The sequence below is a fragment of the Citrobacter sp. Awk 4 genome (genome assembly GCF_028069725.1).
GTDB lineage: Bacteria > Pseudomonadota > Gammaproteobacteria > Enterobacterales > Enterobacteriaceae > Citrobacter_D.
Genome location: NZ_JANEWG010000077.1, coordinates 1 through 15,871 on the forward strand (window position 1 = coordinate 1; position 15,871 = coordinate 15,871).

Below are 15,871 nucleotides of genomic sequence, written 5' to 3' on the forward strand. Positions count from 1 at the left end.
AAATCCCATCAGAAACCGGATATATGGCTGCATCTACCCGTTTTATCGCTTAACTGAAAAATATATTGCATCCCGGGAGCGTCCATATACGTTACCTCGCGCCCGACCCGGTAGCCTGGAGGAATAAACGGAGGACAAAATTGCCGGGAGCAATTTTGAACAGTTCCTGAACTGGCCCCGAAGGGGTGAGCCCCAGGGATGGGGCGAATATACCGCGAAGCGGCAATTTTCCTGCCGGGAGCCGGGATTGTTAAGGGAGCGGCGATAGCTCCCTTAACCCGTTCACGGGACATGAAATGCCAGAGAAGCGAGGAACATAAGGTGAACGGAACCCTTCGCAAAACCAGCATGTTACTTCTTCTGGATAAATACCTCAGGCTTTTGGGTTGCCAGCGCTTAACTGACCAGCATCAGAGGAGTCGGAGAATGATTCTTTGTTGGCACGATATTTGCTTTTTACCAGACAATAATGCCGTAAAAGTCAGCGAAGACAGAGAAAAGTGTGATGACTCAGCCTCTCCCCCATTTGGTGCGGATCTATCTTGATCCCTTTACGATGCCCATGTTGCAACAACTGCTCCATTTTTGCCGTCACAGCGAAGAAGAGCACACAACCTCCCTCACCACCTGGGGACGTTCGACCTTGCAGGATGGTGAACAACTGCATTCGCGCCATCAGCATTTTCAGCAGGGCATTGCCCCGGTGATAGGGATTTACGAGCGACTGATCGCGCTGTGCGAGCAGCATGGGCGCATTGAGGTTGAGATTCACTCTAATCTTATCTATAGCGCGGATGCGCTGGCACCGCTGCTTAACGCACTGCACTTTCTCAAATATCCGGTGCGGATGCTGCATCTCTATGAAGATGGAACATTCGACTACTGCGAGTTGCTCAAGCTCAGCGATGAACCGGAACGGTTAACGCAACGGGAAGCGATCCTGTCTCGCCTTGAGAACTATCTCTATGAATCCCCTCGTAGCGTCGGCTTTAACGGCCCAGGGCAGGAGAAGATCATCGTGGGGCAGGGGTGGCACCGGTTCTATCCCACCCGTTACCACATGGTACGACCCGACATTATGACCCGCTTGCCGGCCTTAAAATCACTGGCCGACGAGGTGCTTCCCCATATGGAGCGGACCGACTGGGGGGATTTTGATTTGCTGGCGCCTCATCAGCAGGCGTGGTTGTTCCGTGCCGTTGGGGTGGACAGGACGTCTCTGGAGCAGCAGTTGGTTGGGTGCGAGGATGCGATCATCGTGCTGGGAACGTCACAAAACGTTCAGGATGCACAAGGTCTGGCTGCCCGCGGGATCATCCGACTCCATCACGATTTACTCAAACATATCCGTAAGGTGGGTTCTCCTCTTCACATTAGCGGCAAGCCAGCGTTGTTCTTTAAGGGGCATCCGGCGGGGCACATCGTGAATGACCATATTGTTCGGCAATACCCTCGGCTGATTCCCCTGCCGGCGTCGATGCCGATGGAGTTGCTGCTAATGCTCAAGGCCCCGATTCGGGGCATCTGCGGATTTATGTCCAGCACCCATTTGAGTCTGAGTAAGGAGCAAATCCCCTTCATTCTCGCGCCGCCTGAGCAGAACGTGCCTCGCGATGTAGCGTTGCGCCAGTGGCCCCTGCAACGACTGGCACTGCTGTTGGGTATCGTTGAAGAGCGACAGATCGTGCTCTACAGCGAACTCTACCGGCGCGGTGAAATCCCTTATCCGTATTGGGATAAATACACCAGTCAGTCTCTGGCGGGGAAGAGGGCAATGAACGATATCCGGCGCGGATCGGGTCTGACGTTGCCGCAGAAGACGTTGGTGCTGGGTTTTTATATCAGTCACCCGGATGAGTTCGTCGCCCTGGAGAAGAGCCTGGACAATCTGATACGGATGGGATTTCAGTGCATGCTGGCTATCGATGAGACAAGCCCTGACTTTACCGCGGTGTGCGAGCACATGAACACGGTGACACGCAAAGATCTGCAAGCATTTACCCTCGCGGCGATCAAAGAGGCGGACTTTCGTTTCGACTGCTTCGCCGTGCCAGCGGGGCGCGAAGATCTGCATACCTGGGGTTATCACTGGACGGAGTATAGCCCCGTGAGCAGTCAAGGCACTCAGCAGAACATGATCATGGGGATCCTTAATGCCCAGAAGAAATATGTGATTTTAATGTGAAGCGAGGAAATCGATGAAAACTCTCCTGATGTTCACGCTGTTATTGCTGTTGTCCGCACAGGCGATGGCGAACCGGACCGAATTCAACATTAATACCGACAACCTGAGCGAACGTGCCTGTTATTTCGACGGTAAACGCTATTCCGAAGGCGCATGGTTGCAAAACGGCAAAGAGACTATCCGCTGTGGCGTACTGGACGATGTGACGGAAAACGGCGCATTGGGGTGGCTACGTGAAGGCGATACAGAGAAAACCAGCATCAGGCAAAGTCAGGATGATGCGGGCCGGGTCATTGAGATCCGTAAGTAAGATGCCCGGAACGGGATGTGGGCTGTTGAGATAAACACATAACAATTTTTGCCAGGAATCACCATGCTTTCAATTCTTCCCCTCATTGGGCGCACTGACGCCTTGTTTGCGCAGGACATTGACGATGTTGAATTAGCGCTGAATTTATGGGTTGTCCAGTCCCGCTTTCTGGTTTTAGGCGGCGCAGGTTCTATCGGTCAGGCCGTCACCCGGGAGATCTTTAAACGTCAACCTAAAAAACTTCATGTTGTTGATATAAGTGAAAATAACATCGTCGAGCTCGTCCGTGATATCCGCAGTTCTCTGGGCTATATCGACGGGGATTTTCAGACCTTTGCCCTGGATATTGGCTCTCTCGAATATGACGCGTTTATCGAGGCCGATGGCCAGTATGACTATGTGCTCAATTTGTCGGCACTCAAGCACGTACGCAGTGAAAAAGATCCGTACACCTTGATGAGAATGATCGACGTCAACGTCTTCAATACTGACAAGACGCTTCGCCAGTCTATTGCCGCAGGCGTTAAAAAATACTTCTGTGTGTCCACCGATAAGGCGGCCAATCCCGTCAATATGATGGGCGCTTCCAAGCGGATTATGGAGATGTTCCTGATGCGCAGAAGCGAGCAAATCGCTATCTCTACCGCTCGCTTTGCCAATGTGGCGTTCTCTGATGGGTCCCTGCTTCACGGATTTAATCAGAGGCTGCAAAAGCAGCAACCGATAGTGGCCCCGAACGATATCAAACGCTATTTCGTCACCCCGCAGGAAGCCGGTGAATTGTGTTTGATGTCCTGCATATTCGGTGAAAACAGAGACATTTTCTTCCCTAAATTGCGTGAAGAGCAGCATCTCATCACCTTTGCTGAGATCGCCACCAAATACCTCCAACAGCGAGGCTATGAGCCATATCTCTGCCGGGATGAGAATGAGGCGCGCGAGCTTGTAAGAACCTTGCCGGCGCAAGGGCGTTGGCCTTGTCTGTTTACCACCAGCGATACGACGGGCGAAAAAGAGGTTGAAGAGTTCTTCACGGAAGAAGAATTACTGGATATGGCGCGATTCAACAGTATCGGTGTGATTAAAAATGCGCCCGGTTACTCCTCAGAATTGCTGGAGACCTTTGAGAATAAAATTCATGCGATGAGAGCAGAGCGTCAATGGAGCAAGGACGAGCTGGTTTCCCTTTTCTTTGAACTGCTACCTGATTTCGCTCATCAGGAGACCGGTAAGTACCTTGATGCAAAGATGTAAGGTGGATCCAATGCAATCATCCCGTCTGGTCACGTTTATTCGTGATACATATAAAACTAATGGGGTTATCCCATTGCACGCGCCGGTATTTTCGGCAAAGGAACGCATTAACGTCACGGATACGATTGAGAGTTCGTTTGTCTCCAGCGTAGGTAGTTATGTCGGTGAATTTGAACGCCTGATAGAAGCATTTACCGGCAGTACGCGTGCGGTCGCGACCGTCAATGGAACGGCTGCACTTCATACCGCCTTATATATGGCCGGTGTTAAACGCAATGACATGGTGATCACCCAGGCCCTGACGTTTGTGGCGACCTGCAATGCGCTTTATCACATGGGCGCGCAACCCGTCTTTGTCGATGTCTCGAAAACCAGTCTGAGCCTGTGCCCGCGAGCCGTTGACGCGTATCTACAAGAGCATGCAGAACTGACCGAATTAGGGTGCTTCCACAAGGAAACGGGGCAGCGTATTAAAGCTGTTGTGCCGATGCACACCTTTGGCCACCCGGCTGAACTGGATGAATTACTGCGGATTTGTCAGCAATGGCGTCTGATACTGATCGAAGATGCGGCCGAAAGCCTGGGGTCCTTCTACAAGGGCCAGCATACCGGGACGGTGGGTGAATTTGGTGCTCTCAGTTTCAACGGTAACAAGATAATCACCACCGGCGGCGGCGGCATGGTGTTATGTCGACGCGTAGAGCAGGGCGTTCATACCCGGCATGTCACCACGACGGCTAAGTTGCCCCATCCTTACGAATTCTTCCACGATGAACCGGGGTTTAACTACCGCCTCCCGAACCTCAATGCGGCGCTGGGTTGCGCTCAGATGGCGTCTCTCCCGACGTTCCTGAAACAGAAAAGGGCATTAGCACACCATTACGCAGCGTTCTTCCGCGGGCAAGACTGCCAGTTTGTACAAGAACCTGACTACGCGAGTTCTAACTACTGGCTCAATGCCATTATCTGCGAGAGCGAAGCGCAGCGTGACGCGTTGCTGACAGAAACCAACGCCAGTGGCGTGATGACTCGCCCTGTCTGGAAACTCATGCATCGGTTGCCGATGTTTGCCGATGCGCCTCGCGGGGAACTGCGGATCTCCGAGTGGCTTGAAAGCCGGGTGATTAACCTGCCCAGTTCGCCTGTTGAGGTCTGACGCAATGAGACGAATTGCAGTCTTTACCGGCACCCGGGCGGAGTATGGGTTGCTCTATTGGTTGATGAAAGAGATCGCTGCTGCTCCCGATCTGGAGCTGAAAACGGTGGTATCCGGTTCTCATTTATCACCCGAATTCGGACTGACCTACCGGCAGATAGAACAGGATGGTTTTCCTATTGATGAACGCATTGAGATGCTGCTCTCTTCTGACACTGCGGTGGGCGTCATCAAAAGCATGGGGCTTGCCCTGATCGGCATGGCCGATGCCCTGGCACGGCTTACACCGGATGTACTGGTGATCCTCGGCGATCGTTACGAGGCGCTGGCGATGGCTCAGGCGGCGATGATCATGAGAATTCCCGTGGCTCATCTGCATGGCGGTGAAATTACCGAAGGCGCTTACGATGATGCTATTCGCCATGCGATCAGCAAACTGAGTTATCTCCATTTCACCGCCAATGAGGCCTATCGCCAGCGCGTGATCCAGCTTGGAGAAGCGCCTGAGCGCGTCTTCAATCTGGGGGCGATAGGGATTGAAAACATCGACAGGACACCGCTGATGTCCAGGGATGCGTTGAGTGAATCCCTCGGATTCGCGCTCGACAACCCCTATTTCGTGGTGACGTATCACCCCGTCACCCTCTTTTCAGAACCTGCGGTAGAGAGCTTTCAGGCATTGCTGAACGCGCTGGATGATTTTCCCGACTATCAGGTGATAGTGACGTATCCCAACGCGGACGACGGCGGGCGACAACTCATTCCATTACTTGAGCACTACGCGGCGTCGCAGCCTGGACGGGTGCTGGCTATCCCCTCCCTGGGCCACACGCGCTATCTCAGTGCGGTCAAATATTGCGCGGTTGTGATTGGCAACTCTTCCAGCGGCATTATCGAAGTGCCTTCGCTAGGGGTACCCACGGTGAATATCGGGCAGCGGCAGAAGGGGAGAATGGCGGCGGCAAGCGTAGTGAATTGTCCGCCCGATCACGTCTCTATTTCCTCTGCCATCAAGGACGCGCTGTGTCCTCTTCCCGCCAGTGCCTTTGCCAATCCGTATGGCAAGGGGGATGTGAGTACCCGCATTGTGGCTGTACTGCGTCGTTATCCGCTGACATCAACCAAAGTCTTTCATGATATCGCCAGGAGCTTACCCCAATGATCAGCATTATCGCGGAAGCCGGCGTCAATCATAATGGTGATGAGGCACTGGCCCATGCGCTGGTTGATGCCGCCTGGCAGGCCGGTGCAGACATCGTGAAATTTCAAACGTTTAGGGCAGATAAACTGGTCACCGGCAATGCCCGGCAAGCCCAGTATCAGACGACCAATACGGGGAAATCGGAAAGCCAGCTTGCGATGCTCTCCCGATTAGAACTCTCGTTTGATGCGCATCTTCGTCTCATCCGCCATTGCGAAGCGCTGGGGATCGGATTTCTTTCCACGGCCTTTGATGACGACAGCCTTGATTTTCTGATTCACGATATCAGGCTGCAAACCCTGAAAATCCCCTCTGGCGAGCTGACCAATGCGCCGTTTGTCCTCCGACACGCCCGTAGTGGCTGCAACCTGATTGTCTCCACCGGGATGTCTTCCCTGGCTGAGGTGGAATCGGCCCTGGCAGTGATCGCCTTTGGCATGGTCCGGGAACACGATGCAACGCCGGGTATGGGTGCCTTTATGGCGGCCTATGCCTCACCGGAAGGGCAGGCGGCGCTGCGCGAAAAAGTGACGCTGCTGCATTGCACCACCGAATACCCGGCACCGATGTCTGACATCAATCTTAATGCTATCAATACACTGGCCCATGCCTTCGGCTTGCCGGTGGGCTACTCCGATCATAGTGAGGGTATTACGGTTCCCATTGCCGCTGTCGCCCGTGGCGCCTGCCTTATCGAAAAACACTTTACCCTCGATAAAACGATGGCGGGGCCCGATCACCAGGCGTCACTGGAGCCGTCTGAGCTGACCGACATGGTTAAGGCTATTCGCAATGTGGAGATGGCGCTCGGCAATGGCATTAAGGGACCGCGTCCGTGTGAGCTGAAAAACATCGCCATTGCCAGAAAGAGCCTGGTGGCGGCCTGCGACATCGCATTGGGTACGGAGCTCAATGCGCATAACGTGGCGATCAAACGCCCCGGAGATGGCATGAGTCCCTATTGCTGGTGGGATGTGATCGGCAAGCGAGCAAGCCATGCCTATCAGGCAGGAGATCTGATTCGTGAATAAGCCGCTAATTATGATTGGCGCAGGGGGCCACGCTTCAGTACTGGCCGATATCCTCACCCGACAGGGGCAGACGATCCTTGCGCTGGTGGCTCCGGACTCATCAGGTAAAGGGGCTCTGGCGGGATTACCGCTGTGGCAGGACGAGACGCTCTGTATGACATTCCCCCCCGAAAAGTGCGTGTTGATCAACGGGATAGGCTCACTACCGGGATGCGGGCTGCGAGCCCGAATCTTCTCGCGTTACATCGAAAAAGGATATCGCTTTGCCTGCGTACTGGCGCAGGAAGCGGTTATCTCTCCCCATGCCACTCTCGGACAGGGGGTGCAGGTGATGCCGGGCGCTATTGTACAGAGCGGTGCGCAGATTGGTGACAACAGCATTATCAATACCGGAGCCATTGTCGAGCATGACAGCGTGGTGGGCGACCACGCTCATCTTGCTCCGCGCGCGGTGTTATGTGGTGGCGTGACCCTGGGAGAGCGGGTGCATGTCGGTAGCGGAGCTGTCGTTGTCCAGGGGCTTCAATTGGGTCACGAGGCGGTTGTCGGCGCGGGGGCGATATTGACCCGTAACTTGCCAGAAAATCACATTGTCTATCCTGCCCGTCCTTACTTGACCGGGCGGAATAATAAACAGGGATAATATTGCAATGAGCAAAGATTGGAAAAAGATCTTGTTATCACCCCAGGATTCTCTGCGTGATGCCTTGTCTATCGTCAATGAAGAAGCCCTGCGCGTGGCGATGGTGGTGGATGAGCAGGAGAGGTTGTTGGGGGTCGTCACGGATGGCGATATCAGACGAGCTATTCTGGCTGATGTGAGTCTGAGCACGGCCGTTGCAGCGGTCATGAACCGCAACCCCGTAACGTCTCCCATGAATTGCAGCCGCAATGAAGTTCTCGCAGAAATGAAGACGCGCAGTATTCTTTCTATTCCGGTGGTGGCTGATGATGGTCGCCTGGTCGGGCTGGAAACCTGGGAGACGGCTTCGGCTCATCGCCGATATGAAAACCCTGTTTTTATCATGGCGGGCGGTTTCGGTACGCGTCTGAAACCGCTGACGGATCATTGTCCAAAGCCGATGCTGAAAATCGGCGGCAAGCCGATGCTGGAAATCCTGGTTGAGCGTTTTGCAAAAACCGGATTCAGAAATATTTATATTTCCACCCACTATTTGCCAGACGTGATCAGGGATTATTTTGGTGACGGGCGTCACTGGGGGGTTAATATTGAATATGTGCACGAAGAAACGCCTCTTGGCACCGGCGGAGCATTGGGGTTGCTACCCGACAACATCCCTGACTTACCCCTGATTATGATCAATGGCGATGTGTTGACCTCGCTCGATTTTGAACGTTTCATGCTATTTCATGATACGCACTCACCGGCAGCCACCATGTGTATTCGCCAGTATGAATACCAGGTACCTTATGGCGTGATCAGTTGTGATGGTGAAAAAGTTATCGAAATGACAGAAAAGCCGATCCACCGTTATTTCGTTAATGCGGGAGTTTATATGTTAAGCCAGTCGGTTCTTAAAAGCGTACCCAAAGGGATATCAATTGATATGCCCGCGCTGCTGGATTCTAATATCAATAAGGGCTCCAGTGTTTTGATGTTCCCAATTCACGAATACTGGCTTGATATTGGTCGGCAGGATGATTTTCATCGCGCCCAGGCTGATATTCATCAGTTGGTGTGGTAAATGAAAATCGCCATCATTCCAGCGCGCGGAGGAAGCAAGCGTTTACCTGGCAAGAATATAAAAATTTTATCCGGTAAGCCAATGATCGCCTGGTCTATTGAGGCGGCGCTAAACAGTACGTTATTTGATCTGGTGCTGGTGAGTACCGATTGCCGGGAAATATCAGATATCGCAGAACACTATGGCGCGGTTGTCCCTTGTTTAAGACCGGCGACACTGGCGAGTGATGCAGCAACAACAAATGATGTTATTTCTCATATGGTTGAGGTTGTTGAGGCGCGTTGGGGAGGCGTTGATACGATCACGTTACTGCAACCCACATCACCGCTACGGACAACGTCAAATATTGTTGAGGCTCACCAGTTGTACGAGGAAATGGATGCGTTAAGCGTTATTTCTGTCTGCGAAATGGAGCACCCTGTCCAGTTGTGTAATAAATTGCCAGCAGATCACTCTATGTCTGGTTTTATTCAAGAGAAATATAATGTGAGAAGTCAGGAATTAGAGTCTTATTACCGGATTAATGGGGCTATCTATATTTTTGACAGAGTCTTTGTCGGTTCTTTAACCGCTATCTATGGCGATAAATCATACGCCTACATTATGAGGCAAGATGAATCTATCGATATTGATAGTCTGCTGGATTTTGACATTGCAGAAATCATTATGACCCGACGATGACCACTCTTCGGTTATTACATGGAGGCGTAAAGTTACCAACGTGGTCAGAAATAACGCATGTTGTTTAAATCCCGTTTTAAGAGGGCAAACGTTATACTAAACATGCGTTATTCTCGAACGAAAAGTAAAAATATAGGACTGTCAGAGTAGGTTGTAATGCATAATAGCGAGGGACTTAACATTTTTTTAAGGCGTGTTCGTTTTTTTATGTGAGTTGTATCCCATATTTTTGATACAACGTTTTGAATATTTGATTAAAATTCGATTGACTCGCCTTAATTTAAATCTTTTAATTGGCAACTTTCGTGTTACAAGTGTGTGTACCTTATGAAAATACTCCTGGTCGAAGACGACAAGTTGCTTAATCATCATTTAACCAGTTTATTGACTGAGTCCGACAATCAGGTATACAGCACCGATCGTGCCCAGGTAGCACTGCACTATGCGGCCGATTACCCTATTGATGTGGCCATTATCGATCTCGGTTTACCTGATCTAAGTGGTGTGCAACTTATCAGTGAGTTGAGAGCGCGGCGAATTCCCTTTCCTATCATTGTGTTAACCGCTCGTGGTAACTGGCAGGATAAAGTGGAAGGGCTGGAGGCCGGGGCCGATGACTATATGGTCAAACCGTTTCAGAAAGATGAGTTGCTGGCGCGGCTTAACGCCTTAGTGCGACGCAGCGCCGGTTTCATTTCTCCCAGGGTAAAGGTGGGAAATTATGAACTGGACCTCTCCCGCAAAGTGTTGACCATTGATAGCGAGGCGGTCGTACTGACCAGCTTTGAATATCAGATTCTGGAATATTTGATGCGAAATGCCCTTCAGGTCGTCTCGAAGCAACAACTGCTTGACCAGCTCTATGGCGATGGCGAAGGGGACCCTAATGTCGTGGAGGTGATGGTCAGCCGTCTGCGCAAAAAGCTGGATCCAGAAGGAACCATTCTGCCCATTTCCACTATCCGTCGTCAGGGTTATATCTTCAATATTTCCTGCAACTGAGTACGACTATTCGGCTTTTTATCTGCTGTTGAGAACCCATGCAACTGATCCTTCGCTCCCTCCATTTCAAGCTGATAATGAGCGCCATGTTGATCATTGCGTTTATGATGTCCTTCTCAGTTTATGTGCTTTACCAGGGACACGCCGAAGAGCAGTCCCAGAAGGTCAGCACCCGCATGCAGGAAAATCTTTCCAGACTCCTCTCTGCCGGACATCCGGCCTCACATGGGTTCAAGAATTTTGACAACACAAGGCAGGATATCAGCGATCCTGAACTGGACACATTGATCTGTCGCGCCGATGGTAAGTTGAGCTGGTCGAGCCTGTTTATACCGGAAGTGATCAAGTCCAAAGAAACCCTTTGTCAGGATCTGATGAACTACCTTGGGGAATTATCTCAGGATTATTTTTTCAAGCATTACACCATCAAGAGCGGTGAGAGCTACTTTATCTACAGCCTGCGCTTTCAGCGCGACCACGGTGATGGTCCCACGACTTACTATCTGGTGATGTTCAACTCCGACTCCGACTTCCGTGTCCAGACGCGTGCCTACCTCTACTGGTGTATTCGCCAGGCACTGCTGGCATATTCGCTACTCGGTGTTCTGCTGATGCTCGCCTGTTTCTGGAGCCTTTCTTCCCTGCGCACGATGGCACGTCAGATAGATGAGATCCGGGAAGGTCAGCGTGAAGCGCTCTCTAATCATTACGAGCGGGAATTACTGCCGCTAACCGGGTCGGTCAACCAACTACTGGAAAACGAGCGGCAACAGACTCAGCGCTACCAGCATGCTTTGAACGATTTGGCACACAGCCTGAAGACCCGTCTGTCGTTGATCCAGATTACGACGCAGGAGTTCAGGCATGGTCGGGAGAGCCATGACAATATTGAAGATCAGATCATTATTATGGATCAGATTATCCAGTATCAGCTTCGTCGTGCGGTCTCCGGGCGTAAGCGCCTCGCCAGCAAGGGCACGGAACCGGTGCCGCTCATCGAGAAACTGTTGGCGAGCCTCTCCAGGGTCTACCGGCATAAGAAGTTGCAGACGCGCTTTTTATTTGATGATGATGTCTTTTTTGCCGGGGAACAGGGCGATCTGATGGAGCTGATGGGCAATCTACTCGACAATGCGTTCAAGTTTGCTATCAGTGAAATCAAGGTGACAGTCGGCCATAACAACCATCGGCTGAAGATTGAGGTCGAGGACGACGGTCCCGGCATCGCGCCGGACAAGTTGCAGCACATCTTCTTACGCGGGGTGCGGGCCGATAGCTCGTCCGGCCAGGGGATAGGCCTTGCCGTCGCGACTGAAATAGTACACAGCTATGGCGGGCAAATCAGGGTTGAGAGGTCCCCTTTGGGCGGGGCTCATTTTATTCTGATATTCACCGACTAGGCACTCTTCTGTAATGACATTACGGCAGTCAACGAGATCTGGCTGCCGTTTTCACATACTTTCTCCGTCGCACATCCGATCAGTTAATGAATGCTGGTCCATTAATACGCTTCTACATTATACCAGTGCCTTCACTGGTGGCTTTTTATACCATACCTCAACCACCGGTCTTTTAATTAGTGCATCCATTTTTTAAATCCTTCCATTTTTCTAATTGAACTGAACAGTATACCAGGAAGGATAACCGTCAATGTCCTGAGAATGGCGGCACTAATCGTTATTAATGAATAAATTATTTGTTATTCTAAATTAATTATCTGATTAAGTAATTTTATGTCCTGGTGTATTGTTGTGCACATTATTTAAATAATCCTATTTGTTTAGTTTTAAAGATGTAAAAACTATTTCATAAGTCACAGATCCTTTTTATGAAATGGTGTTTTATATTACCAAGTTCAATGTTCTTGTTTTCTTGGGTTTCTGTTCTTTTAATTTTATATAATGGTTTTAATGATATTTGTTTGTAACCAAAAGATTACTGTGATTGTTAATTTTTATTGCAATCTAATGACATTTGCCTGTGTGTTTAATGTTCTCAGAAGCAGGTTGGGGTGGCACTTTACTCATGTGCTGACTGCTCTTAGGTAACAGCCAGTACTGGTTGATTTGTAGTCTGTTTTTTACTCTGAAATTGATTCGGAGTGCATTTTTAGTTTAATAAAATAGGAATAAATAATGACGCGTACTTTTAAACTGAGTTGCATTGCATTAGTTTTGTCTTCCGCAAGCGCTCAGGCATTAACTCTTGATTACCGCCACGAGTATAAACAAGACAGCAAGACACAAGCTAACCGCTTAAAACTTTCGCACACGGCGCCAAATGGTGTTTTTGCCAGCGTTGAAGGCAAAATGGAAGAAAGTACAAAGGTTCAGGAAGATGGTTTTAAAGAGGGTAACGGCTCTTTCTCTGGTAGCGGCAGCGAATGGGAATTAGGAAAAAATTACGTCATTAATGATAAACTGACGTTAGCTCCGGCGTTAAACCTCGATAACGGTGATAAATTTGTTGGCTATCGTGTACAGGTTAAAGCCATTTATAAACTCAACGAGAACTGGGTAACAACACTTCGCTGGCGTGGTGGTATCCAGAATGATGAAGATCCAAACGTTGCTGACAAAAACTATAACCAGTTTAACTGGGAGCTGGGATATGCAAACTCTCACTTTTCAGTCATGGGTGATGTAGAGCGTCGCTTTACTAACTACGATGATTATGAGGGCGACAACGGTTACTGGCTGTTCAACCTTACAGCGGCAATGCCGATTAATAAACAATGGACGCCTTATACCGAAATCGGCTATGTACCGCGTTATAATACCGTGGATGAAGAAGATGAAATGGAATTCCGTTATCGTTTAGGGATTAAATACAACTTCTAATCGTTGAAATTCTACGATTCGCAGAGTGTAGTTGCGACAGTATAATTCGCTCCCCGGATGGCTGATGGTTATCAGTCTCCGGGGATTTGCTTATGGATTATTGCATTTATGAGGTATTGCTCACGTTTTTTGGCCGAATGACGTCTTTTACTTATCATTAAATCCATAAGTGCTGGGTTGTTTGACGTCCGTTACTCCGCACAATATTAAAACTATATAAAATCAAATAAATACAAATTCCCCTGGCTGTTATTCCTGCATTTATCGCTGCCCTTTTTTTGACCTTCCTCACCAGAATACGTTGCCCGCTATCAGGGAGAATATCCCCATTTCTTGATGAGTACAGGAAACCAACGACAACTTGTTTACATCAACACAGCTAATACGGTTATTCCTCATCGATAAACGTAAAACGGGAAAATATATTTATTAACTTTTTGTTTATTAAAGAAAATGCTGTCTGATATTGTTCAAATTTCTATGTCAATCATTATTCGCCGTTTGCCGACATAAAATCTACTAAAGTAGATGTTTGTCGACTTTTCATCTTAAATTATGCTATTTGGTACTAGACAAAACTAGCCGCCAGTTATCAAATGGTTAAATAATATTTCGCCGAATGTAAAGCAACGACCAGCGTCATAAAGGACGGCGTGCATTCTGGTGTTTACAAACACGACAACACCTCCCCAGGAGAATTTATGTCTTCCACTGTTAATCAAAACGAAAGCCGAACGTTCTTCGGCCATCCTTATCCGTTGGGATCGCTCTTCTTCACAGAAATGTGGGAGCGATTCTCGTTTTACGGAATCCGTCCCTTACTGATCCTGTTTATGGCTGCGACCGTCTACGACGGCGGCATGGGACTGGCTCGTGAAAATGCATCCGCCATTGTGGGTATTTTTGCCGGAACCATGTATCTTGCCGCACTGCCTGGCGGCTGGCTGGCGGATAACTGGCTTGGTCAGCAGAAGGCTGTCTGGTACGGCTCTATTCTGATTGCGCTCGGCCACCTCTCTATCGCACTGTCCGCCTGGATGGGAGATAACCTGTTCTTTATCGGCCTGATGTTTATCGTCCTTGGTTCCGGCTTGTTCAAAACCTGCATCTCTGTGATGGTGGGGACGCTATATAAGAAAGGCGATGCGCGTCGTGACGGCGGTTTCTCATTGTTTTATATGGGGATCAATATCGGGTCGTTTATCGCGCCGCTGATCTCCGGCTGGCTGATTAAATCCCACGGCTGGCACTGGGGCTTTGGTATCGGCGGTATCGGAATGCTGGTGGCGTTGATTATCTTCCGCGTGTTTGCCGTTCCGGCGATGAAACGCTATGACAGCGAAGTAGGCCTGGACTCCACCTGGAACAGTCCTGTCGTGAAGAAGAAGGGCGTGGGGGGCTGGCTTTTGGCACTGGCGGCGGGTACAGCTATCATCGTCACGCTGATTGCTCAAGGGGTGATTGTGATTAACCCGGTCGCGGTGGCCAGCATGCTGGTTTACGTTATTGCGGCTTCCGTTGCGCTCTACTTCATTTATCTGTTTGTGTTTGCTGGTCTCAGCCGTAAAGAGCGCGCCAGACTGCTGGTCTGCTTTATTCTGCTGGTTTCTGCTGCCTTCTTCTGGTCTGCCTTTGAGCAGAAACCGACGTCGTTCAACCTGTTTGCTAACGACTATACCAACCGTATGATCGGCGATTTTGAAATTCCGGCCGTGTGGTTCCAGTCGATCAATGCGTTGTTCATTATTCTGCTGGCGCCAGTATTTAGCTGGGCATGGCCGATGCTGGCGCGGAAAAACGTGCGTCCGAGCAGTATTACCAAGTTCGTGATCGGTATTTTGTGTGCCGCTGCAGGTTTTGGTTTGATGATGCTGGCTGCGCAAAACGTGCTGAGTAACGGCGGCGCGGGTGTATCGCCGCTGTGGCTGGTCGGAAGTATCCTGATGTTGACGCTTGGCGAACTGTGCCTGAGCCCGATTGGGCTGGCCACCATGACGCTGCTGGCGCCAGACAGAATGCGCGGGCAGATGATGGGCTTGTGGTTCTGCGCCAGTGCGCTGGGCAATCTGGCGGCAGGTCTGATTGGCGGTCATGTGAAAGCCGACCAACTGGATATGTTGCCCTATCTCTTCGCGCGTTGCTCCATTGCGCTGCTGATCTGCGCCGCAGTGCTGACAGTACTGATTGTTCCGGTGCGTCGTATGCTGGCAAATGCTCAGGTGAAAAATGAGCAAAAACCGGTGACCAACGCCTGATAAGCAGTGTTGTTGATGCGTAAAAAAACCGGCACCTGTGTGCTAATGCCAATCAGTTAAGCGCTGGCAAACCAAAAGCCTGAGGTATTTATCCAGAAGAAGTTACATGCTGGTTTTGCGAACGGTTCCGTTCACTTCATGTTCTTCGCTTCTCTGGCATTTCATGTCCCGTGAACGGGTTAAGGGAGCTATCGCCGCTCCCTTAACAATCCCGGCTCCCGGCAGGAAAATTGCCGCTTCGCGGTTACCC

General features: G+C 50.3%; 13 protein-coding genes. All 13 read left to right on the plus strand.

Annotated features, from left to right (window positions below; genetic code table 11):
* The first annotated feature begins 505 nt into the window (after positions 1 to 505).
* The 13 genes from NNO04_RS21045 (at position 506) to NNO04_RS21105 (ending at position 15,621) form a co-directional block, all read left to right on the plus strand.
* On the plus strand, positions 506 to 2,185 hold the full coding sequence (locus tag NNO04_RS21045; RefSeq protein ID WP_271446310.1) for a hypothetical protein: 1,680 nt from the start codon (positions 506 to 508) through the stop codon (positions 2,183 to 2,185).
* A 13-nt stretch (positions 2,186 to 2,198) separates the two neighbouring features.
* Complete coding sequence (locus NNO04_RS21050) at positions 2,199 to 2,495, plus strand: DUF1496 domain-containing protein (RefSeq protein WP_271446311.1); 297 nt, start codon at positions 2,199 to 2,201, stop codon at positions 2,493 to 2,495.
* A 48-nt stretch (positions 2,496 to 2,543) separates the two neighbouring features.
* Positions 2,544 to 3,749 (plus strand): UDP-N-acetylglucosamine 4,6-dehydratase, encoded by a 1,206-nt coding sequence (locus NNO04_RS21055; protein WP_271446312.1) that lies wholly within the window; start codon positions 2,544 to 2,546, stop codon positions 3,747 to 3,749.
* A 10-nt stretch (positions 3,750 to 3,759) separates the two neighbouring features.
* Positions 3,760 to 4,905, plus strand: a complete 1,146-nt coding sequence (locus tag NNO04_RS21060) for a LegC family aminotransferase (protein WP_271446313.1) — start codon at positions 3,760 to 3,762, stop codon at positions 4,903 to 4,905.
* A 4-nt stretch (positions 4,906 to 4,909) separates the two neighbouring features.
* Positions 4,910 to 6,067, plus strand: coding sequence for a UDP-N-acetylglucosamine 2-epimerase (gene neuC, locus NNO04_RS21065; protein ID WP_271446314.1), 1,158 nt, complete (start codon positions 4,910 to 4,912; stop codon positions 6,065 to 6,067).
* Complete coding sequence (gene neuB, locus NNO04_RS21070; RefSeq protein WP_271446315.1) at positions 6,064 to 7,137, plus strand: N-acetylneuraminate synthase; 1,074 nt, start codon at positions 6,064 to 6,066, stop codon at positions 7,135 to 7,137. The genes neuC and neuB overlap by 4 nt, the downstream gene beginning before the upstream one ends.
* The gene (locus tag NNO04_RS21075) at positions 7,130 to 7,780 is read left to right on the plus strand and encodes an acetyltransferase (RefSeq protein WP_271446316.1); all 651 of its coding nucleotides are present in this window, start codon (positions 7,130 to 7,132) and stop codon (positions 7,778 to 7,780) included. Before neuB ends, NNO04_RS21075 begins: the two co-directional genes overlap by 8 nt.
* Positions 7,781 to 7,787: 7 nt before the next feature.
* On the plus strand, positions 7,788 to 8,843 hold the full coding sequence (locus NNO04_RS21080; RefSeq protein ID WP_271446317.1) for a nucleotidyltransferase family protein: 1,056 nt from the start codon (positions 7,788 to 7,790) through the stop codon (positions 8,841 to 8,843).
* Positions 8,844 to 9,524 carry an acylneuraminate cytidylyltransferase family protein gene (locus tag NNO04_RS21085; protein ID WP_271446318.1) on the plus strand — a complete coding sequence of 227 codons (681 nt, stop codon included), beginning with the start codon at positions 8,844 to 8,846 and terminating at the stop codon, positions 9,522 to 9,524.
* 327 nt (positions 9,525 to 9,851) lie between these two features.
* The gene (locus NNO04_RS21090; protein ID WP_271446319.1) at positions 9,852 to 10,526 is read left to right on the plus strand and encodes a response regulator; all 675 of its coding nucleotides are present in this window, start codon (positions 9,852 to 9,854) and stop codon (positions 10,524 to 10,526) included.
* Between the two features lie 38 nt (positions 10,527 to 10,564).
* A complete protein-coding gene (locus NNO04_RS21095) occupies positions 10,565 to 11,926 on the plus strand; it encodes an ATP-binding protein (protein ID WP_271446320.1) in 1,362 nt (453 codons plus the stop codon).
* Positions 11,927 to 12,661: 735 nt separating this feature from the next.
* Positions 12,662 to 13,366, plus strand: coding sequence for an oligogalacturonate-specific porin KdgM family protein (locus NNO04_RS21100; protein ID WP_271446321.1), 705 nt, complete (start codon positions 12,662 to 12,664; stop codon positions 13,364 to 13,366).
* Positions 13,367 to 14,067: 701 nt separating this feature from the next.
* Positions 14,068 to 15,621 (plus strand): peptide MFS transporter, encoded by a 1,554-nt coding sequence (locus NNO04_RS21105; RefSeq protein ID WP_271446322.1) that lies wholly within the window; start codon positions 14,068 to 14,070, stop codon positions 15,619 to 15,621.
* Positions 15,622 to 15,871 lie beyond the last annotated feature (250 nt).